Origin of the sequence: Exiguobacterium sp. KKBO11 (assembly GCF_001644945.1) — a bacterium.
GTDB lineage: Bacteria > Bacillota > Bacilli > Exiguobacteriales > Exiguobacteriaceae > Exiguobacterium_A > Exiguobacterium_A abrahamii.
On record NZ_LUCU01000011.1, the window covers coordinates 223,905 to 243,808 of the forward strand.

The window sequence follows — 19,904 nt, forward strand, 5'->3', positions numbered from 1 at the left end:
GAGGGAGAACGATGAAAACGGCCCGGCTGTCCCGCTTCAATCTCATCTTCATTGCCGATACGGCGTATTCGCTTCATCAATGGATGATTTTGACGCTCCTGATCAAATGGAGTACACCGCTCAACATCGGTTATTTCAACTACGCCCTTGCCATCACCGCACCGATCGTCATGTTCTGTTGGCTGAACGCCAGTACGATCCTGACGGCAGAACGGGCTGGTCTGACGAACTTCTGGCTCTTCATCAAGACTCGTTTTTCACTCCTCTCGGCAGGTGTGTTCGTCCTCCTTGGTGTCTATTATTTCTTCGGTGAAGCGGACATCTTACTCCTGACACTGCTCGTCTACCTCAATAAATACATGGAGTCATTCGCTGATCTCGCTTATGGTTTCCTGCAAGGACACACTGCCTTCAAGGAAGTCGCCGTCTCGAAAATCTTCCGGAGTCTCTTGAACGTCTCGGGCGCAGCACTCGTCCTCTTTACGACCCATTCGATTCATGGATTCGTACTCGCCTTGATCGCCGGAAACTTGATCATGCTACTCGCATACGACTTACCGACGATTCGCCGCGTCGGTCGCGGCTTTGACAATCAAGCACTCGACTTACGGTACCGATCAGGTAAGGAGCTGTTCCTTAAGGCGATGCCACTCGGATTCGTCGCTCTCCTGATCGCCTTGAACGCAAACATCCCACGATTGTTCGTCGGTCACGCAATCGGAACGGAAGAGCTCGGTTATTACGCCAGCATCGCCTATCTACTCGTACTTGGTAGTCTGTTCATTCACTCCTTGATTGCCGTCTTGCTACCGAACTTCTCGTCTGAGACGGGTGAACGCCAAAGTTTACCGGAACTGCGCAAGCTGACTCGTTCGATGTTACTGATGACGAACGTCGTCGGGATCCTGTTGATCATCGGAGCAATCTTCTTTGGTAAGTGGGGCTTGACGATTTTCTATAACGCGTCGTTCGTTCAATATCATCTGATTTTCGTCTTGATGATGGTCGCCTCACTCTTTTTCTACAACTCGACCGTCATTCAGGCACTCTTGACCGGCTTCCAGCAGTTCCGGATCCAGACGATCTCGATCTTCGGCAGTGTCGTCGTCAATCTCATCGCCTGTAGCCTGTTGATTCCGCTGTATGGTCTATACGGTGCGACGATCGCTTACACCCTCTGCGCCGTCACTCAGATCGTCCTGCTATTACCAGCACTGTATCGGTCTTTATATCCACGGGACGTTACGCTCGTCGTCGAACAAAGCAGTTAAGGAGGGAAGAAGATGCGACCAATCCTACTACTCATCGTCATCGAAGCGCTCGTTTGTCAATTCGCCCGGTCGCTCTTCCCGGACACCTACGTGACCGCCTTGCTGCTCATCAACTCGGTGTTGTTTCTTTATTATCTGCTCCGTCAGGCAGAGACGACGCCACTCTTTCTCGTCTTCATCACCGCTTTCTTCGTCCGATTGGTCCTGATGTTCATCGATCTCGAGCTGTTCCGTTTACCACCACACAGTGGTGACGACACGGAAGCCTTTCATCTCGAAGGTGTACAAATCTTCACTGATCCGTCGACCTTCAATGATGTCGTTCGCGGCACCTATTCCAAGTTTCTCGGAATCTTCTACCTGATGTTCGGTCCAGAACGGATTCTCGCTCAGTTCTTGAACGTCATTCTCGGCGTCGTCGCTGTCGTCATCCTAGCGAAGACGCTGCAACGGTTACGCTTACCGGAACGATACGTGTTCGCAGCAACACTGATTTTTGCGTTCTTCCCACAAGGGTTGCTGCTCTCACCGATTCTCCTGCGTGACCAGATCGTCGCCCTAGGCATCGTCTATACACTCTACTACATGGTGCGCTGGACGGAAGAGAAGTCCGGATGGTATATGACGCTCGCGTATCTCGGCTACTTCGTCAGTACGATGTTCCACTCCGGTCTTGCTGTCGGGATCATCGTCTTACTCGTCTATTTCTCGTTTTATAGCCATGAGACACGACGAATGGACTTTGAACCGACTAAGGTGCAACGACTGATCTTTCAAGTGCTGATCGTCGGCTTCATCGTCTACAGCTTCCAGGACGTCTTGTTCGCGAAGTTCACTCACGTCTCAGAAAACGGACAGTTATTCAGCGGGATGAGTTACGACCGTGGCGGCTCCGCTTATCTGAACGGATTGATGGTGACAGGTCCAGCTGACATGATTCTCTACTCACCGATTCGGACGATCTACTTTCTGTTCTCACCGTTCCCGTGGCAATGGTCGAGCGTCATGAACATTCTGATTTTCTTCCTTGACGCCGTCTTCTACTTCATCGCCTGTTTTGCGATCGTCCGGTCCTTTAAACTGATCCGTCAGCATCCGTTCGGCAGCGTCCTCTTCTTCTTTTTCCTTCTCTTTGCGCTTAACGCCGTCATCTTCGGTCTTGGAACCGGCAATGTCGGAACGGCCATCCGACACCGGTATAAGTTGTTCCCGATGTTACTCATCGTCTACACATCCGTTCACTACATGCGCTGGCAAGCGCGCCACTACTTCGAGGAGGTCGAACACCGTGCCGAATAAAACGATCTTAATTACAGGTATCGCAGGCTTCATTGGATTTCACGCCGCACGTCGTTTCATCCGGGAGGGTTACCGGGTCATCGGACTCGATGAAGTGAACGACTATTACGACCCGACGTTAAAAGAAGCACGGCTCGCTGAACTCGGAACGAACTACACGTTTTACCGGGTCTCACTCGAAGAGACGGCAGCCGTCGCGCAGATTTTCGAACAGGAATCGATCGATCTCGTTCTCCACCTGGCAGCACAAGCAGGGGTACGGTACAGCATCGATCGACCGGACGTCTACATGACGTCAAACATCGTCGGCTTTCTCTCGATTCTAGAGGCGTGTCGGCATTACCCAGTCGAACAATTGATTTACGCTTCCTCCAGTTCCGTCTACGGATCGAATACGAAGATGCCGTTCGCGACGACGGATGCCGTCGATCATCCGCTAAGTCTTTACGCCGCTTCGAAAAAAGCGAACGAACTGATGGCTCATACCTACAGCAGTCTCTACGGGATCAAGACGACAGGACTTCGCTTCTTCAGCGTCTACGGTCCGTGGGGACGCCCGGATATGGCACTGTTCAAGTTCACGGAGGCAATTGCGAAGGGCGAACCGATTGATCTCTACAACTATGGTGAGATGGGACGGGACTTCACTTACGTCGACGATATCATCGAAAGTATCTATCGCCTGTTCCAGACTGAACCGGAAGTCGACGAAGCGTTCGATGCCTCGAATCCCTTACCGGATCGCAGTAACGTTCCGTATCGTGTCTACAACATCGGTAGCCATAGCCCGATTCGCTTAAATGAATTCGTCGCCTTGATTGAACGACGCCTCGGTAAGACCGCGATCAAGAACGGGATGCCGTTACAGCCAGGCGACGTTCCAGAAAGCTTTGCTGACGTCTCCTCACTGTTCGAGACGATCGGCTACCGTCCACAGACGACGGTCGAAGCCGGTGTCAACGCATTCATCGACTGGTATGAGAGTCACTACTTGCTGAAGGGGGAAATCCAAGATGGCGCTTAAGGAGGAATTCTACTACCGCTCTCCGATCTTCATCCAAAATTGGCTGACATCGTTATATGGTCGCAAGTTAATGCAAGAACGATACGGTCCCTTCTATGAACAGAAGATGAAGGAACTTCGGATGAAGGATCGGACGCAGGATTATAAAGCGGAACAACTCGATCGCCTGAATGCCTTTCTCGCTTTCGTCGTGACGCATACACCATACTACACGCAACTCTTTCACGAACATGACATCCAGTTACCGTTGACGTCACTCGAGCAGTTGAAGACAATCCCGATCCTTGAAAAAGAGACGCTCCGCCAAAATAACGATGCATTCATGTCCCGCGTCGATGCGCCGGTCCGAGGGCGAACGGGCGGAACGAGCGGAAAGTCGCTCCAAGTCGCGTTCATGCGCGAGGACGTCCAGGAACGAATGGCTCATCTCGACTACTTCAAGGAACGTCATGGCTTCCATGCCGGGATGCGCAGAGCGAGCTTCACCGGTCGGACACTGACAGCCGTCGATCAAAAGAAACCAATCTTCTGGCGGATGAACCGACCACTCAATCAGTTATTGCTTTCAATCTTTCACATGAAGGAAGAGAACTTTCCCGCTTATATCGAGGAGTTGAATCGCTTCCAGCCACGAGCGCTCGATGGCACACCGACGGCGATGGTCGAAATCGCCCGCTATATGCTGAAGCATCACATTCGACTGGAGAGTCCGCTGATTGCCATCTTCCCAACATCGGAAACGGTGACGGAGGAGATGCGCTCGGTTCTCGAGGAAGCCTTCAACGCACCGGTCTTTGATCAATACGGTTCATCGGAAGGCGCACCGATCATTTCAGAATGCAGTCATCGAAAACTTCATCTGCATCATGAGACGGGCATCATCGAACCGTATGGAGAGGACGGCGAAGTCGTCGTCACGTGTTTTACGACACGCGGCACGCCACTGATTCGTTACCGGATCGGTGACCGGATGACACTGAGTGACGAGACATGTAGCTGCGGCTTAAACGGACCGGTCATCGCTTCGATCGATGGTCGGGGAACGAGTTACATCGTCAGCGAAAAGCGGGGCAAAGTGTTCGAAGGGGACATCACGACGATTGCCCGCGAACTACCGAACTCGGTCTTGCGACTTCAAGTCGAGCAGCACGCGTTGAATCACGTGACACTCCGGTATATTCCAGACGCCAAACGCTTCCATCCGAAACACGAACAGATCCTCTTGAACGAGATGCGTAAGTTGCTCGGCTCCGGGATGAAGATCGTTCTCGAGCCGGTCGAACAAGTCAAACAAGAACCGAACGGAAAAACGTTGATCGTCAAACAGTCGATGAAATAGGAGGAACCCACCATGAACAAGGCAGTCAAACACATCGTAGATACGACAGCAGCCCATACCGGTGCACTTCCCATTGCCAACCGTTCGATTGCCGTCGTCGGACTCGGGTATGTCGGACTTCCCGTCGCCGTCGCGTTCGGTGAAAAAACAGGCGTGATCGGCTTTGACATCAAAGAACAACGAATCCAAGAGCTGCAAGAAGGCATCGACGCAACACTCGAACTGAGTCCGTTTACGTTGAAGAACGCAACCGTCGATTACATCTCTGATCCAGCAGCACTGCAAGCAAGCGACTTCATCATCATCGCCGTTCCAACACCGATCAATGCGCAGAACCAGCCGGACTTAACGCCACTCTTGCGGGCCTCACATCTTGTTGGTCGCCAGCTCAATAAAGGCGACATCGTCGTCTACGAGTCGACGGTCTACCCGGGAGCGACGGAAGAAGATTGCATTCCCGTTCTTGAAGAAGCATCCGGCTTACGCGCTGGCGTCGACTTTTTCGTCGGCTACTCACCGGAACGGATCAACCCGGGCGACCATGAGCACACGTTCAAGACGATCAAAAAAATCGTCTCGGCCCAGGATGAACAAACACTCGACATCGTCGCTGAAGTCTACGAAGCGGTCGTTGAAGCCGGAGTCCACCGTGCGTCGTCGATCAAGGTCGCGGAAGCGGCAAAAATCATCGAAAACACACAACGCGATCTCAACATCGCCTTGATGAACGAACTGGCAATCATCTTCGATCGGATGGACATCGATACACTCGAAGTTCTCGAAGCAGCCGGAACGAAATGGAACTTCCTTCCGTTCCGTCCAGGTCTCGTCGGTGGTCACTGTATCGGCGTCGATCCATTCTATCTGACGATGAAAGCCGAGTCACTCGGCTATCATCCGGAAGTCATCCTTGCAGGACGCCGGATCAACGATACGATGGGACGCTTCATCGCAACAGCGCTCGTCAAGAACTTGATTAAACAAAACATGCCGGTCCTCGGCGCTCGCGTCACGATCCTCGGCTTATCGTTCAAGGAGAACGTCAGCGACATCCGCAACTCGAAAGTCGCGAACCTTGTCCGGGAAATCGAAGAGTTCGGCATCGACGTCCAAGTAACGGACCGACTCGTCGAAAAGAGTGAGGCGAAACGTGAGTATGGCATCGACTTGCTCGAAATGAGCGAACTTAAACCGGCGGACGTCGTCATCTTCGCCGTCTCGCACGAAGAATACGTCGAAGGTGGTTGGAATCTAGCACAACATCTACTCAAAGTCGGACGCGGCATCGTCGTCGACATCAAAGGGATGTTGCCACGGTCAGAACAGCCAGAGGGGGTCCACGTATGGCGCCTCTAAAGATTCTTCAAGTCTGTGCTCTCGATACGACGGCAGAGACGATGTTGCAGCCACTCTTACTCGCTTTACAAAACGCCGGGCACGACGTCGGTATCGCTTGTGCCGACACCGGTGCCTCAGCAAAACTCGCAGCGAAAGGCTTTCGGATGCACGATATTCCGATCGAGCGCCGGATCGACTGGACGAGTAACTGGCGGACGATCCGAGAAATTACACGAATCTTGAAGGAGGACGGCTACGACGCCGTCCATGTCCACACACCGGTCGCCGCCGCCCTCGGACGCGTTGCCGCGAAGCGGGCCGGGACGAAGCATATCGTCTATACGGCACACGGCTTTTACTTCCACGAGAAGATGGGGCGGATGACGTATCAGCTGACATACTCCGTCGAGAAGTGGCTGGCGCGTTTCGCAACCGATTATCTGCTCCTTCAAAGCGAGGAAGATTATCAACTCGCCCAGCGCAAACGCTTCAAAGCAAATACGCGTCTGATGCACCTTGGAAATGGCATCGACTTAACGCGCTTCTATCCACGCCCGCGTGAAGCAGGCGCACCGTTTACGTTCTTGTTCATCGGTCGGATCGTCGAAGAGAAGGGGATTCTCGAACTGCTCGATGCGTTCGAGGATGTCGTCTATCGTCATCCGGAAGCCCGTCTCGTCATTGCCGGTGAGATGATGGCAAGCGAGCGCGATCAGACGACGAAGCATCTCTTCTTACGACGGATTCGTGAGATTCCAAACGTCGATTACCTCGGATTCGTCGAAGATGTACCGAGCTTGTTCCAACAAGTCGATGCCTTCGTCTTACCGTCGCATCGCGAAGGCGTTCCACGATCAATCATTGAAGCGATGGCGAGCGCAAAGCCCGTCATTGCAACAAATATCCGCGGCTGCCGTGAAGAGGTCGTCGAGGGGAAAACGGGATATCTCGTCGAAGTCCGCGACATCGCAAAACTTGCTAAACGAATGAACACACTTGTCGAACACCCGGACCGTGCCAACGAGATGGGGCGGAACGGATTTGACCGTGCCATGAAACATTTCAACGAAGCCGACGTCATCAAACGACAACTTGATCTCTTTTCAGCTATGTAAAAGGAGGACGTCATCATGAAACGCACATTCGACTTCACGGTTAGTCTCATCGCCATCCTGATTCTGATTCCCGTCTACGCCCTCGTCGCCTTAGTCATCTACACAAAACTCGGGCGACCGATCTTCTTCAATCAAGTCCGCCCTGGCTATAAGGGCGAGCTGTTCAAAATCTATAAATTCCGCACGATGACGAACGAAACGGATGCCGAAGGACACCTGCTCCCAGATGCGGACCGGATTCCAGCATCGCTCGAGTGGATTCGTCGCTTAAGTCTCGATGAGATTCCGCAGTTCGTTAACATCCTTCGCGGACAGATGAGTTTCGTCGGGCCGCGTCCCTTGCTCGTCAGTTATCTCAACCACTATACAAAGGAGCAGATGACACGTCACGATGTCCTGCCTGGTCTGACAGGCTGGGCACAGATTCATGGCCGCAATGCAACGACGTGGCAACAACGTCTTGAGCAAGATCAATGGTACGCAGCACATCATACGTTCCGACTTGATCTCTACATCTTGTTTAAGACGTTCAAGATGGTCATCTCGTCAGAAGGGAACTCAACAGCTCACCAGACCGGTATGGGTGAGTTCAAGGGTCTCGACGGAGGTGTTCCCCATGATGTCGCTAAGCGATGAACGATTGATTCGGGATCCACGGGAATGGGACGCGCTCGTCGCAACCTATCAACTCGATTGTTACTACGAACATGCTTACTTCGAACTTGCGAAGGAACACGACGAGATTCCTGAATTATTTTATTATCCGACGGAGTTCGGAACGTTGATCTATCCGTACTTGCGGCGACCGATTCCAGGCACACACTTTGAAGACATCACGACACCGTACGGCTACGGTGGTCCTTACTTCACAGGTATCTGGTCACTCGATCAGATTCGCGAAGCCCGCGCGCGATTCGAACAATACTGTAGTGAAACCGGAATCGTCACCGAGACGGTTCGTTTCCACCCCTTGCTACACAACCAGGAACTTGGTCAACACTGGTGCCATCAAACGAATATCTTGCAGCCGACCGTGACACTTGAGCTGACAGATCCGTTTGAGACGATCGAAGGTGGATTCTCGCAAATGACACGCCGCAACATCCGGAAGGCACGTCGCGAAGGGGTCACGATTCGCCTCGGACGTCCGGAAGAGTACCGCGACTTCGCCCGTCTTTACCAGATGACGATGGATAAACACCAAGCCGATGCGCGGTATTACTTTGATCAGACCTACTTCAATCACTTCGCCGAAGGACGGATCAAAAATGTCCTGTTGCTTGCCGAACAAGAGGGACGAATCATCGCTGGATGCATCGTCTTGACGGGTCGACAGTTCGCACATTATCATCTCGGTGCTTCAGATCCTGCCTACTTGTCGCTTCGCCCGAATCACCTATTATTCGCGGAGATGATTCGCTGGGCAAAAAAAGCTGGTCTTCAAGCGCTGCATCTCGGTGGCGGAACGACACGATCCGATGAGGATAGCTTGCTCGCCTACAAACGATCCTTTGGTGAAGCGAATCGAACGTTTTTCGTACTCGGGACATCGATTCTTGATCCGACGATTTATGACCGGCTCGAACGACAAATCAAACGACAACATCCGGAAGTCGAGACAGGACAGTGGTTCCCGATCTACCGGACGCCGCTCCGTCAGCTGTCACCTCGAAGGGAGGAAACATCATGAAACACATCCCGCTCTCCATCCCGCACTTAAGTGGCCGAGAAGCACGTTACGTCACGGAAGCACTCGAGACGAACTGGGTCGCACCGCTTGGACCGAACGTCGACGCCTTCGAACGAGAGATGCAAGTATACACGGGAGCTCGCGCAGCGCTTGCGACGAGCAGTGGTACGGCAGCCATTCACTTGGCACTCGCGACGCTTGGTGTCACGACGGGGGATGACGTCTTCTGTCAGTCCTTGACGTTCATCGCTTCGACGAATCCGATTCGCTACGTCGGTGCCCGTCCCGTCCTGATCGATTCGGAAGAGGAGACGTGGAACATGTCACCCGTCGCACTCCGACGCGCGTTGATCCAAGCGGCAACACGGGGGCGACTTCCGAAAGCCGTCATCGTCGTTCATCTGTACGGCGTTGCAGCGCAAATCGAGGAAATCGCTGCGCTCTGTGAAGAGTACGATGTTCCGTTGATCGAAGACGCGGCAGAGTCACTCGGGACACGCGTCAACGGACGGATGACGGGGACGTTCGGGACGTTCGGGATCTACTCATTCAACGGCAATAAGATCATCACGACGTCAGGCGGCGGAATGCTCGTCGCACATGATCCAGCCTTGATCGAACGCGCCTTCTATCTTGGAACACAGGCACGACAACCGGTCCTCCATTACGAGCATACGGAAGTCGGCTACAACTACCGGATGAGCAACGTCGCTGCTGGGATTGGACGCGGACAGCTCGAAGTAATCGATCAACGCGTCGATGCGCGGCGGAAAATCTTTGATCGTTACGATCGTGCCTTTGCACCGGACGGCGTCATGTCGCAAGTCGAGCAGACCGGAACATTCGCCAACCGTTGGCTCAGTGCTTTCCTCTTACCAGGTGGTCAAGTGCAACGCGACGCGATGATCCAGACGCTACAACAGGCGAATGCCGAGTCCCGTCCGGTCTGGAAGCCGATGCACTTACAGCCCGTCTATCGCGACGTACCATTTGTCACAGCAGAAGGAGATGATATCAGCCGTCGCCTGTTTGAAGACGGAATCTGCCTTCCGTCTGCTTCACAAATGACGTTCACCGAACAAGCCGTCGTCATCCGAAACGTTCGTCACGCCTTGCAGACGACCGTACGCCGGAACGTCCAGTCATGAATATATGGGAAGGGGACATCGTCATGCGCGATATGGAGGAAGCGATCCACGCACTCCGTCTCGCTGCGAACGGGAAAAATGAATTGACGGCTAATACCTATTTCCGCTGGCAACTAAACACCACTCATCCAAGCGTCGCGGAAATCCTGATGCTGTTTGGGTCGTGGCAAATCGCCTTGGAACGAGCTGGCATCGGACATGCCCGCTTGACGTTCACGAAGTCGGAAATCATTGACGCTTTGCGTCAGGCACGAGAGGAACTCGATCCTTTCACGAGCGCGACGTACCGCGAATGGGCTCAGCAAAAGCAAGCACCTAGCCTGACGGATATCGTCCATCAATTCAACTCGTGGCAGCAGGCATTGTCAGAAGCAGATATCTTGAAGGAACGCGTCCAGGAAATGGAACAACGGATCATCGAGTCATTACTTGAAGCGCAAGGTGCCTTGCCGGTCTTGACGAGCCAGACCTACACGAAGTGGGCGGCTGGTCAAAATCGTCCGACCGTCGCAACGATTGCCCGCCGGTACGGCTCTTGGTCAAACGCCCTTGAAATCATCGGCATCGAATTCCCGCGGAAACGCTGGCGAGAAGAGGAAGTACTCGACGTACTTGCTGCAGCCGCGCAAGAAACGGAAAATCTGACGATCGCAAGTTACCAACGGTTCAGCATCGGTCGTGATGCACCAAGCATCGGTGTCATCACCGCCTTGTTCGGTAGCTGGCGCAATGCTTTGCTCGTACTTGAAGCGCAGAGACCGTCCTGAATTCAGATCGAAGAAAAGGAGAATGGATGATGAAGAAGTGGAAATGGATCGTGTTGACACTGACGGGGATATGCCTGCTCCTTCTCTTCGGTTCAGGCGGATACGTTTACCAAAAAGCGAGTCGGACGATGCAAGAAGTCCAAGTACAGGTGCCAGTAAAGGCAAGCATCGAGACAGAGAAGGCCGTCGAACAGAAAAAAGGACTCTCGTTTCTCTTACTCGGGGTGGATCAACGAAAAAACGAGACGGGACGCAGTGATACGATCATCGTCGTGACGATTGATCCGAAGACGAATAAGAGCCAGATGATCAGTATCCCACGTGATTTAAAGACAGAAATCATCGGTAATGGTTCGAACGATAAAATCAATCATGCCTATGCCTTTGGTGGTCCACAGATGGCACTTGATACAGTCAGTCATCTACTTGATATCCGACTCGACTATTTTGCAGAAATCAATCTAGACGGTTTCACGGATCTCGTTAATGCCGTCGATGGTGTCACCGTCGAGAACGATATCAATTTCTCGTATTATGAGATGCAGTTTCCAAAAGGGGAACTGTCGTTGAACGGGAAGGAAGCACTCGCCTATGCGCGGATGCGCTATGATGATCCACGCGGAGATTTCGGACGACAGATCCGTCAACGGCAAGTCGTTCAGGCGGTCGCTGATAAGATGACGGAGGACTTTTCGATTCGTCGCTTCAATGCCGTCCTGGAAGCACTCGGGAAAAACGTCAAGACGAACGTACCGTTTTCCGTTGCTCGGACCGTTGCGACAGATTACCGAGATGCTTTACGAAATGTCGAGACCTTATCACTCGAAGGGAAAGGTGGTATCGAATCGGACGGAATCTACTACTGGCATCCGACCGATAAATCGTTGAAAGAAGTTCAAGCTCAACTGCAGGAAGCATTGAAATGATGAGAATAACGCGAAAAAACGACATCAGTTCTGATTGATGACGAAACGAACGCTAAAATCATCCTCGCTTTCCTCAGGCGGGAAATCAGCCGCGGCAGCTCGCACTACATGCGATTTGCCGGGTCTGATCCATCCCTGACGAAAGTGCTGATGCACTTTCTTTTCCTGTAGGAGTCGCGGATGATTTTAGCGTTCTGTATTCATCGAATGAAAAAAGGTCCGTTCCCAGAAGATGATCGGGAAACGAACCTCTTTTTCATATTAGCAACTTAGTGTCATGTATCTATTATGATGAGCGAATCGTCCGCAGCATCGAGAATTTCATCATCGTATAGAGGAAATAGACAGCAGTCAGAACAGCAGCACCACTCCATAACCACTGGTATGCCGAACTAAAGTAGCCGAATCGAAGCCCGATCAGTGCCGGTACGATCAACGTCAACCAGCTCAAGACGAGGGCAACGCGGGCAGTGATCGCATCAATCGGGCGATTCATCCCCATTCCGAGGAAGAACAGGCTCCAGAGCAATGCCCAGAACAACCAGGTCACACCGCCGATGATGTCATTCGTCGTGAAACTGACGAACGCATAAAATAATGCGGCGATCGCGACGAACAAAGAAAACCAACCGACCCCGCTCCCGTCGAGATTGAACAAGAACGTGATTCCGACGTAAACGTACGTAAAGGCAAACAGATAGATGCTCGCGTATCCGAACGTCAACGCCGGATCACCAGCTGCACCGATGACGAGATAGGTTGCGATGAACGTCTGCAATAAACCGGTGATGAGACTGAAGACACCAGCGCTACGGAGATCGACTTTTCCGAACAAGGTCAAACTATTTAAAAAGAGCGCGACGCCCCCAAATAACAAACTGACATTTCCCACGTAAAACTCTCCTTCATTAAGACGTCAGACGTCTGATTCTAAACTTAACTCTAAGATGAATTCGTTTTCAGCGCAAGCATAATTTTAGAGGCAAAACGAAAAACAACCTGACTCCCGGAAAGGGAATCAGGTTGTTGATTAAAAGATCATTGGTTCAAGACAGAGCGGAGTGTCGTCTCGGTTTGAGACAACGATCCTTTCAGTGTGACAAGACCATATCGCGTCGAGCCTTTTTTGATGAAGAAGACACGTGTGTAGCCAGATTCCGGTGTGTAACCGGTCTTGCTCGCATAAACACGTGTATCACCTGGAAGTGACGTGTTCGTGTGATACCACGTCAATGTCCGTGCATACGGTCCTTTGACAGTCGTCTGGTATGATTTTCGTCCACTGATCGTCATGAGCGCGCTGTACTTCGCATATGTATTCGCGAGTTTTTGCATATCAGCAGCCGTCGTGTAATGACTTGGATGATAGAAGCCGTGTGGGTTCATGAAATGGCTCGCACTCATCCCGATCGAACGGGCACGGTTATTCATGTACGAGACGAACTTCGATTCAGAACCTGCTGTCCGGACAGCGATCGCTTTTGCTGCATCATTACCAGAGCGGATCAGCATCCCATTCAAGAGTTGACGCATCGTGACTTTATCGCCAGCACGGAAGCCAGCGACACTGCTACCTGCAGGAACGGATAACATTGAAGACGTCAGGGTGAACGTTTGATCGAGCGTACCTTTACGTGCTGCTTCGTCATACGCGACGATTCCCGTCAACAATTTCGTCGTACTCGCTGGATAACGGCGGACGAAGCTTTCTTTCGTCAATTGATAACTTGACGATCCAAGCTTGAAATACCGCATCGAAGCAACCGGATAACTGCCGCTTGACGGTTTAGGGCTGCTCGTCGTCACTTTTCGGGCAACTTGGCTAGAGACGTAATAATAATTGACTTTCCCTTTGACCTTATACCAACCGTTCGAGTACGAGACTGCATTGAACTTCGAGTTGTAAGATGCGAGTCGTTTGATGTTCTTTGATGAGGCCGTGCTTGGTGATGTCCGGACGTTCGCTCCAGCTTTCGAGTAGACGACGATTTTGTACGTCTTCACGGAACTACTCGACACTTTTTTAGCGACTTGGTTCGATAGATAACGATATGTACCTCCGTCCTTGATCTTATACCAGCCATTCGTATACGAGACGGCTGTGAATTTTGCCTTGTACGCGGCACGTCGGACAATCGTCGCAGACGAGGCTGTACTCGGCTTTGAGCGGATGTTCGCCCCAATCGTCGAAGTGACGACGACTTGGTAACTGGCTGCCTGAGCCGGTATGGCAGGAAGACATAAAGCGAACAATAATAAGAGCGTAAGACTAGTACGGAGCAAGCGCTTCATAAAAACTCATTCCCTCCTTGTTCAAATATGGTTTTATCATAAAACAAAAAAAGGAAATTCACTTCTTTTCAAAAAAAGGAATTCGAATCCTGTAACGACCCGATTTCCATCTTTTCGTGTCAATTGACGTATCATAGGGAATGTAAGCAACAGAGGAAAAGGAGGAGTTCACATGAAATTAGCAGTCATTGGTCTAGGGGACATCGCACAAAAAGCCTACTTACCCGTCTATGCCGAACGATCCGATATCGAGGTGTATCTGATCTCGCGAGATGAAGAGAAAGCAAAACGATTGCAAGCGGCGTATCGCTTTGCAGGAATATACGCGACATTTGCTGAGGCCGTACAGGAGGGAATCGATGCGGTCATGATCCATTCAGCGACGATCGTCCATGCGGAGCAAGCACGGCAAGCGCTAGAAGCAGGAATCGCCGTCTACGTGGATAAGCCGGTCTCGATGGAAATCGAAGAGATTCGTGAACTAACACGTCTGTCAGAGGAGAAACAGTTACCGTTCATCACGGGATTCAATCGACGCTTCGCTTCGGCGCATCAGCGCTTGCTTGAGGTGAACGATCCAAATCTCGTCCTCATGCAAAAGAATCGAACGTCGTTCATCGAAGATGCTAAGCCGTTTCTGTTCGACGACTTCATCCATGTCGCGGATACGCTTCGTTTCTTGACAGGGTGCGGTGAGATCGAAGACCTACACGTCAAGAGTAAGCAAGACGCAAGCGGTCTGCATCACGTGACGATTCAATTCGTCTCAAACGGAATCACGGCAATCGGTGTCATGAACCGCAATAACGGCATCACGGAAGAACGCGTCGAGGTGATGGGACCGGAAGAAAAACGAATCGCAACGGACGTGACGACACTCGATCAATTGACGAAACAAGGCACGCTTCGGTATCCGCTCGATAACTGGGAAGCGACGCTAAAGCGCCGAGGATTTGTCGATATGCTGGATGCGTTCCTTCGGACGGTCAAAGGGGAACAGTCCGAGTCGGTCGTAGCTTCTGACAGCCTCGCGACACATGAATTATGCCAACAGGTGTATGAGCAGGTTCAAGCAACACATTAAATTAAAATCATAAAAAAAGCGCCGCTTCCCTCGAGGATCGTCTCAAGTGAAGCGGCATTTTACTGGTTATTTATCTGACAGTTGTTTGAGTTGATAGATTCGCTTACCGCCTGGTCCTTCGAACGTCACGCGGAGTGTCGAACGGACGAAGCGATAGCTGACTTGTCCTCCAGATAAATTGACACGAGCGGAGAGATCGGGTTCAAAACGAATGATTTCTTCGTCGTTTCGGAGTGCGTCCGGGAGACCGAACTGATCAAAGCGAAGCGTCGCGATGAACGTATCTTGCTCGTCAAAAGAGACATGGATGCGCCCGGTTCCATCGAACGGCTCGTCTTCGAGCGTACTTCGTTCGACTTCATACGTACCTTCGAACTGTTTGACCTGTTGTAACATTTCTTTTGCACTGAGAGCGATGGCTTCTGCTCGTTTTCGGACAGGGTGATCCGTTGCGAGTTGAAGACGTTCGATCGCCTCCGCCGTTTTTAAGACATCACGCAGTTGATAACCGGCAAGCTGTCGCTCAAGCTGAACCATCAGCCGAGCAGCCGGTTCATCGATGTCTTGTTTCGATTGTTCGACGGCGCGGGTATAAGTTTGCTGTTCGAACTGATCTTGAATTTTGGATGTTTCGGGCGAACACGCCATCAGGAGACAAAGGGGCAGACAGAGGAGCACTCGTTTCATGAGGTCACCTCCGTTCGATTGACATCAATGATTTGCAGATGATCCGTATGCACTTTCAAACGATAATGAACGCGGTAGGTCACAGGCTTTGAACCCGTTGCTGTCGCGATTTGGTACGTTTCCTGTGTACGCAAGTGATACGTGGTACCTTTTGACGTAAATTTTTGGAATGTCACGGCAAGAACACTTGGAGCGACAGGGGCATCAGCGGCATTCGTCAATCGCTCGAGATGGTCGAACTCGGATTCGAACACCTTCAAGGTCGTAAACTGGATGGCGGAAAATGTCTCGATGGAATCGTATTTCTTCGAATACGTCGCTAGTTCTGGAATCGTTCGTGTGTATTGGCGGACGAAACGAAGGACATCATAGGACGTCGGAGGCCGATCTTTCGAATACGTTTGATTGTAAGCCGTTTGTTCATCGGACCATTCAGAAAGAGCGAGTGCTTCGACGCTAGGCGTCTGATTGGCTTCCGGCGAAACGGGATCTTTTAACGAATACCACAGGAAACCGGCTCCTCCGACGAGAAAGAGCAAAAGACAGGTGCTGATGAGCCAAGTGCGTGAAGAGGACGGAGCGGGTGGTTCAGCTGGTCGTTCTTTCTTAATGACAGGATGTTGGCAATGAGAACAAGTCGTATCGTGTTGACGAAGTGGTGTACCACATAACGAACAGCGTTCCATGAAATAAGACCTCCTGTGTATGTAAAATGAAATGTCAGATAAGGTAATGGTAATTTAAAATTAGTATCATCGTAACATTAATTGGAAACGCAATCAAAACTTGATATGAGTTTTTTAGGGGGAACGTACAGATGGGACGTCACTTGATTTTGATGGATGCATTCAAAGGGAGTATTTCTTCGAGCGAGGCGGCAGAAGCTGTCGCCTCCGGTATCCGGGCGTATGATCCGACAGCGATCATCGATTCCTTGCCTGTTGCGGACGGCGGGGAGGGAACGCTCGATGTCTATCTTGCACTCGGATATGACATGAAGACGGCGATTACGATCGATCTAGCAGGTCGTCCGTGTGAAGTAGAGTATGCTGTCAAGGGGACAGACGCCGTCATCGAAGTCGCGCGTATTTGTGGACTGCCGATGCGGCGAAGCGAGGATGATCCCGTTCGAATGAATACGCGTGGCGTTGGTCGTTTGATCGAGCAGTTACGCGATCAGGGAATCACGCAGATCCGACTGGCTTTAGGCGGGACTGGTACGACGGACGGAGGACTCGGTTTGCTCGCGGAAGTCGGTTGTCGGCTTGAAGATGCGTCTGGTAATCCGATTTCGTTTCAAACGAATCCGTTACTTGAGACGCATGCTATTCAATGCCCGGCGTATTCTGTTCAACTGGAAGCACTCGTCGATGTGACAGCTCTTTATCATGGTCCAGATGGTCCAGCGTATCTGTTCGGTCCGCAAAAAGGACTGCTTCGAGAAGACATCGTAAAGTTCGATCAGCAACTTGAACGGATCGGGCGGTTACTTGGACTAGAGAATGTTAAAGGAGCTGGAGCAGCCGGTGGACTCGGGGGAGCGGTCTATGCGCTGGGCGGCACGATCGTTCCGGGAGCCAAGACGATCCTGCAACATCTTCGCGTAGCAGAGCGGATGGAGCAAGCGGATTATGTCTGGACAGGAGAAGGACGCGTTGACCGTCAAAGTCAAATCGGTAAGTTACCAGGTGAGGTCACGCGGATGGCAAAAGCAGCTGACGTTCCTTGTCTGATCCTTGCTGGAATCGTCGAAGAAAACATGCCGCACGCACTCGATTGTCGCTCGATCCATGCCGGACAAGCAATCACGCTGGAGCGAGAACAGACAATGGCTCGTATGAGCGAACAAACACGTAAGTGGCTCGAGGAACTTTCACTGAAACAGGGATGAAGTCTGAAAAGTTTGGGTAAATAACTGTATATTGCCATACTTTTAGAGAAGGTAGGTCATCGTATGATCAATCAATCGATTCAATTATCGTTTCGCCAAGTCCGAGCACTGGTCGAACATACCCTGCTATTATTCAAAGAGCTCGATCAACAATTAGCAAACCGTGGATACGAACCGGTTCTCCCGGAAGTCGTCCAAACGGAACATGGTCTGAGCATCCATCAGACGAAGGAGAGTGCGGAGTCACTCGTGCCGCACTTTTTAACACGGACGTATGTCCGGCAACAAGAAAAAACGAACCAACATGGATTGCTGATCTCTGTTCAATATACGCATCCGCTCCATGAACGATTCGATCCGGTCGTCCTCGTCGGCGATGTTGCGTTCAAGCAAGCAAAACATGCGCAAAAAATCTTAAGTGAAAAGCCGTGGCTCCTGAAATACGCAGCTTTTGAATCTACGATTGCGCAAGAGTTCGTTGCCGACGGTACACGCTATACGACGCAACCGATTGAAGAAATCGAAGAGCTGATCGTCTGGGGGCATCCGTTCACGGAAATGCGCGACATCGATGACGTCAAACGATTGGCAGAAGAGATGATCAGCCGTCATCTTGAGCCGGGGACAACATGAAAATAAGCTTCCGTTCCTTCAAGAGAGAAGGAGGGAAGCTTATTTTTTTAGACTTGAACGAGCAATCGTTCAATTGCTGCCGTCAAATCAGTTGGATTCGTTTTTGGTGAGAACCGCGTCACTTCTCCATCACGGGTCACGAGGAATTTTGTGAAATTCCACTCGACGTCTGTTGCACCGTCCGTCGTTGGTGCTTGTGCTTTCAGTTCCTCGAATAACGGATGTGCTTGCTCACCGTTGACATCAATTTTTGAGAAGACGGGGAATGTCACGCCGTAGTTGACTTGGCAGAACGACTGGATCTCCTCGTCCGTTCCCGGATCTTGATTCGCGAACTGATTACATGGGAAACCAAGTACGGTCAACCCTTGCGAACGATAGTCTTGATGCAATTGCTCGAGTCCTTCGAACTGTGGCGTCAAGCCACATTTGCTGGCTGTATTGACGATCAGCCATGCTTGAGCTGGGTAGTCACTTAAGGATGCCGACGTTCCGTCGACGCGTTGAAATGAATGATCTTGTAACATATCGATTCCCCCTTTTTAAGTACTTCTCCAGTGTAACAAATCCGTTTTCTCGTCGTCTTCTATCGTTACTTGCGAGATGACAGAAACATCACAATCGGGTGTCAGCGACGCTTTTTCGATGAATCTTTGTTACGATGAAAAGGAATATGGAAGGAAAGGAGAGATGCCACATGAGAAAAATGTTGAAACAATCGCGGTTCGTTATGATCGCGACGCTTTGTCTCGTCCTGGTCAGTAGTTGTATTACCTTACTGACGCTTGGGTTCGAACGCGATATTGTGATTCTTGTTTCTGGAGTGGTTGCCCTATGGGTGACGATGCTAGCTCCTTTGACGGTCCATGCTAAAATGAATCAGCAATCATAATCATTGTTCGTTCATGAAACCGCGGAACGATTCTCGCTAAAATGGAGCTCCTCCATTTTAGATGAAGGAATCGATTTCTGCGGTTTTTTTTCTTCTATAGCATAGAGGTGAAAAACGCTATTTTTCGAAAGTAAGTCATTAAAAAATCAGACTATTTTTTTTTCAACTTTTCTATTTACAACCCGAAAAAATCGGAGTAATATCCATCTCATCAACGAACACTAACATGTTAATGCTTCGATCTCAAAGTACGCCGAATTCATGATTGAAGCGGGGGACCCAACCGTCACGACACGTGACACGGGGTGAATCCTTTCCGAACGGGAAAGGTAGGGCGAATTCCTAGGTATGCCCGAATCCGACAGCTAACCTCGCAGGCGTTTTTAGGAGGGAACGACTCTTTTTCAGTATGCCAAAGTATAAAGGCGATGCTGGGGCCGTTTATTGCCTCACATCGTCTTTTTGTCGTGTCTAATTGTAAAAATATTGAATAATATGGGGGTAATTT

Annotated in this window: 20 protein-coding genes and 1 riboswitch; of the genes, 15 read left to right on the forward strand and 5 right to left on the reverse strand. The window is 51.0% G+C overall.

Annotated elements, in window-relative coordinates:
* The first annotated feature begins 11 nt into the window (after positions 1 to 11).
* From AYO36_RS01375 to AYO36_RS01425, 11 genes are read left to right on the forward strand one after another with little or no spacing between them, the layout of a single operon-like run.
* On the forward strand, positions 12 to 1,271 hold the full coding sequence (locus AYO36_RS01375) for an oligosaccharide flippase family protein (RefSeq protein ID WP_023469399.1): 1,260 nt from the start codon (positions 12 to 14) through the stop codon (positions 1,269 to 1,271).
* A gap of 12 nt (positions 1,272 to 1,283) precedes the next feature.
* A complete protein-coding gene (locus tag AYO36_RS01380) occupies positions 1,284 to 2,570 on the forward strand; it encodes a glycosyltransferase family 39 protein (protein WP_064299321.1) in 1,287 nt (428 codons plus the stop codon).
* The gene (locus AYO36_RS01385; protein WP_064299322.1) at positions 2,560 to 3,594 is read left to right on the forward strand and encodes an NAD-dependent epimerase; all 1,035 of its coding nucleotides are present in this window, start codon (positions 2,560 to 2,562) and stop codon (positions 3,592 to 3,594) included. The genes AYO36_RS01380 and AYO36_RS01385 overlap by 11 nt, the downstream gene beginning before the upstream one ends.
* Positions 3,584 to 4,933, forward strand: a complete 1,350-nt coding sequence (locus tag AYO36_RS01390; protein ID WP_064299323.1) for a phenylacetate--CoA ligase family protein — start codon at positions 3,584 to 3,586, stop codon at positions 4,931 to 4,933. The genes AYO36_RS01385 and AYO36_RS01390 overlap by 11 nt, the downstream gene beginning before the upstream one ends.
* Positions 4,934 to 4,945: 12 nt before the next feature.
* Entirely contained in the window at positions 4,946 to 6,289 is a 1,344-nt protein-coding gene (locus AYO36_RS01395) for a nucleotide sugar dehydrogenase (protein ID WP_064299324.1), read from the forward strand.
* The gene (locus AYO36_RS01400; protein ID WP_064299325.1) at positions 6,277 to 7,386 is read left to right on the forward strand and encodes a glycosyltransferase family 4 protein; all 1,110 of its coding nucleotides are present in this window, start codon (positions 6,277 to 6,279) and stop codon (positions 7,384 to 7,386) included. Before AYO36_RS01395 ends, AYO36_RS01400 begins: the two co-directional genes overlap by 13 nt.
* 15 nt (positions 7,387 to 7,401) lie before the next feature.
* Positions 7,402 to 8,022, forward strand: a complete 621-nt coding sequence (locus AYO36_RS01405; RefSeq protein ID WP_064299326.1) for a sugar transferase — start codon at positions 7,402 to 7,404, stop codon at positions 8,020 to 8,022.
* Positions 8,003 to 9,076 carry a lipid II:glycine glycyltransferase FemX gene (locus AYO36_RS01410; protein ID WP_064299327.1) on the forward strand — a complete coding sequence of 358 codons (1,074 nt, stop codon included), beginning with the start codon at positions 8,003 to 8,005 and terminating at the stop codon, positions 9,074 to 9,076. The genes AYO36_RS01405 and AYO36_RS01410 overlap by 20 nt, the downstream gene beginning before the upstream one ends.
* On the forward strand, positions 9,073 to 10,224 hold the full coding sequence (locus tag AYO36_RS01415) for an aminotransferase class I/II-fold pyridoxal phosphate-dependent enzyme (RefSeq protein ID WP_064299328.1): 1,152 nt from the start codon (positions 9,073 to 9,075) through the stop codon (positions 10,222 to 10,224). The genes AYO36_RS01410 and AYO36_RS01415 overlap by 4 nt, the downstream gene beginning before the upstream one ends.
* 23 nt (positions 10,225 to 10,247) lie before the next feature.
* Positions 10,248 to 10,991: a hypothetical protein gene (locus tag AYO36_RS01420; protein WP_064299329.1), complete on the forward strand. Its 744-nt coding sequence runs from the start codon at positions 10,248 to 10,250 to the stop codon at positions 10,989 to 10,991.
* 29 nt (positions 10,992 to 11,020) lie between these two features.
* A complete protein-coding gene (locus tag AYO36_RS01425; RefSeq protein WP_064299330.1) occupies positions 11,021 to 11,917 on the forward strand; it encodes an LCP family glycopolymer transferase in 897 nt (298 codons plus the stop codon).
* A 286-nt stretch (positions 11,918 to 12,203) separates the two neighbouring features.
* Here the strand turns inward: AYO36_RS01425 and AYO36_RS01430 are convergent, their stop codons facing one another.
* Together AYO36_RS01430 and AYO36_RS01435 are read right to left on the reverse strand one after the other, a co-directional pair.
* A complete protein-coding gene (locus AYO36_RS01430) occupies positions 12,204 to 12,809 on the reverse strand; it encodes an AmiS/UreI family transporter (RefSeq protein WP_050678141.1) in 606 nt (201 codons plus the stop codon).
* 146 nt (positions 12,810 to 12,955) lie between these two features.
* The gene (locus AYO36_RS01435; protein ID WP_064299331.1) at positions 12,956 to 14,209 is read right to left on the reverse strand and encodes an SH3 domain-containing protein; all 1,254 of its coding nucleotides are present in this window, start codon (positions 14,207 to 14,209) and stop codon (positions 12,956 to 12,958) included.
* 172 nt (positions 14,210 to 14,381) lie between these two features.
* Between AYO36_RS01435 and AYO36_RS01440 the strand changes: the two genes are divergently transcribed.
* A complete protein-coding gene (locus AYO36_RS01440; RefSeq protein ID WP_064299332.1) occupies positions 14,382 to 15,293 on the forward strand; it encodes a Gfo/Idh/MocA family protein in 912 nt (303 codons plus the stop codon).
* A 66-nt stretch (positions 15,294 to 15,359) separates the two neighbouring features.
* On the opposite strand, the gene AYO36_RS01445 is transcribed toward AYO36_RS01440, so the two are convergent.
* Entirely contained in the window at positions 15,360 to 15,980 is a 621-nt protein-coding gene (locus AYO36_RS01445) for a hypothetical protein (protein ID WP_064299333.1), read from the reverse strand.
* Positions 15,977 to 16,666: a hypothetical protein gene (locus tag AYO36_RS01450; protein ID WP_064299334.1), complete on the reverse strand. Its 690-nt coding sequence runs from the start codon at positions 16,664 to 16,666 to the stop codon at positions 15,977 to 15,979. Before AYO36_RS01450 ends, AYO36_RS01445 begins: the two co-directional genes overlap by 4 nt.
* Before the next feature lie 131 nt (positions 16,667 to 16,797).
* Here AYO36_RS01450 and AYO36_RS01455 point away from each other — a divergent pair, with 131 nt between their 5' ends.
* Together AYO36_RS01455 and AYO36_RS01460 are read left to right on the forward strand one after the other, a co-directional pair.
* Positions 16,798 to 17,871, forward strand: a complete 1,074-nt coding sequence (locus AYO36_RS01455) for a glycerate kinase (RefSeq protein ID WP_064299335.1) — start codon at positions 16,798 to 16,800, stop codon at positions 17,869 to 17,871.
* A gap of 63 nt (positions 17,872 to 17,934) precedes the next feature.
* Positions 17,935 to 18,504, forward strand: a complete 570-nt coding sequence (locus AYO36_RS01460) for a hypothetical protein (protein ID WP_047392959.1) — start codon at positions 17,935 to 17,937, stop codon at positions 18,502 to 18,504.
* A 47-nt stretch (positions 18,505 to 18,551) separates the two neighbouring features.
* Here AYO36_RS01460 and AYO36_RS01465 read toward each other — a convergent pair whose 3' ends face one another.
* Entirely contained in the window at positions 18,552 to 19,031 is a 480-nt protein-coding gene (locus AYO36_RS01465) for a glutathione peroxidase (RefSeq protein WP_058704508.1), read from the reverse strand.
* 170 nt (positions 19,032 to 19,201) lie between these two features.
* Here AYO36_RS01465 and AYO36_RS01470 point away from each other — a divergent pair, with 170 nt between their 5' ends.
* Positions 19,202 to 19,396: a hypothetical protein gene (locus tag AYO36_RS01470; RefSeq protein ID WP_029342614.1), complete on the forward strand. Its 195-nt coding sequence runs from the start codon at positions 19,202 to 19,204 to the stop codon at positions 19,394 to 19,396.
* Positions 19,397 to 19,637: 241 nt separating this feature from the next.
* A riboswitch (cyclic di-AMP (ydaO/yuaA leader) is annotated at positions 19,638 to 19,791 on the forward strand.
* Positions 19,792 to 19,904 lie beyond the last annotated feature (113 nt).

Excerpts from the sequence above, each read along its gene's own strand:
- AYO36_RS01375 (WP_023469399.1), top strand. The coding sequence starts at position 12 with ATGAAAACGGCCCGGCTGTCCCGCTTCAATCTCATCTTCATTGCCGAT.
- AYO36_RS01380 (WP_064299321.1), top strand. The coding sequence starts at position 1,284 with ATGCGACCAATCCTACTACTCATCGTCATCGAAGCGCTCGTTTGTCAA.
- AYO36_RS01390 (WP_064299323.1), top strand. The coding sequence starts at position 3,584 with ATGGCGCTTAAGGAGGAATTCTACTACCGCTCTCCGATCTTCATCCAA.
- AYO36_RS01395 (WP_064299324.1), top strand. The coding sequence starts at position 4,946 with ATGAACAAGGCAGTCAAACACATCGTAGATACGACAGCAGCCCATACC.
- AYO36_RS01400 (WP_064299325.1), top strand. The coding sequence starts at position 6,277 with ATGGCGCCTCTAAAGATTCTTCAAGTCTGTGCTCTCGATACGACGGCA.
- AYO36_RS01405 (WP_064299326.1), top strand. The coding sequence starts at position 7,402 with ATGAAACGCACATTCGACTTCACGGTTAGTCTCATCGCCATCCTGATT.
- AYO36_RS01410 (WP_064299327.1), top strand. The coding sequence starts at position 8,003 with ATGATGTCGCTAAGCGATGAACGATTGATTCGGGATCCACGGGAATGG.
- AYO36_RS01415 (WP_064299328.1), top strand. The coding sequence starts at position 9,073 with ATGAAACACATCCCGCTCTCCATCCCGCACTTAAGTGGCCGAGAAGCA.
- AYO36_RS01420 (WP_064299329.1), top strand. The coding sequence starts at position 10,248 with ATGCGCGATATGGAGGAAGCGATCCACGCACTCCGTCTCGCTGCGAAC.
- AYO36_RS01425 (WP_064299330.1), top strand. The coding sequence starts at position 11,021 with ATGAAGAAGTGGAAATGGATCGTGTTGACACTGACGGGGATATGCCTG.
- AYO36_RS01435 (WP_064299331.1), bottom strand. The coding sequence starts at position 14,209 with ATGAAGCGCTTGCTCCGTACTAGTCTTACGCTCTTATTATTGTTCGCT.
- AYO36_RS01440 (WP_064299332.1), top strand. The coding sequence starts at position 14,382 with ATGAAATTAGCAGTCATTGGTCTAGGGGACATCGCACAAAAAGCCTAC.
- AYO36_RS01445 (WP_064299333.1), bottom strand. The coding sequence starts at position 15,980 with ATGAAACGAGTGCTCCTCTGTCTGCCCCTTTGTCTCCTGATGGCGTGT.
- AYO36_RS01450 (WP_064299334.1), bottom strand. The coding sequence starts at position 16,666 with ATGGAACGCTGTTCGTTATGTGGTACACCACTTCGTCAACACGATACG.
- AYO36_RS01455 (WP_064299335.1), top strand. The coding sequence starts at position 16,798 with ATGGGACGTCACTTGATTTTGATGGATGCATTCAAAGGGAGTATTTCT.
- AYO36_RS01460 (WP_047392959.1), top strand. The coding sequence starts at position 17,935 with ATGATCAATCAATCGATTCAATTATCGTTTCGCCAAGTCCGAGCACTG.
- AYO36_RS01465 (WP_058704508.1), bottom strand. The coding sequence starts at position 19,031 with ATGTTACAAGATCATTCATTTCAACGCGTCGACGGAACGTCGGCATCC.
- AYO36_RS01470 (WP_029342614.1), top strand. The coding sequence starts at position 19,202 with ATGAGAAAAATGTTGAAACAATCGCGGTTCGTTATGATCGCGACGCTT.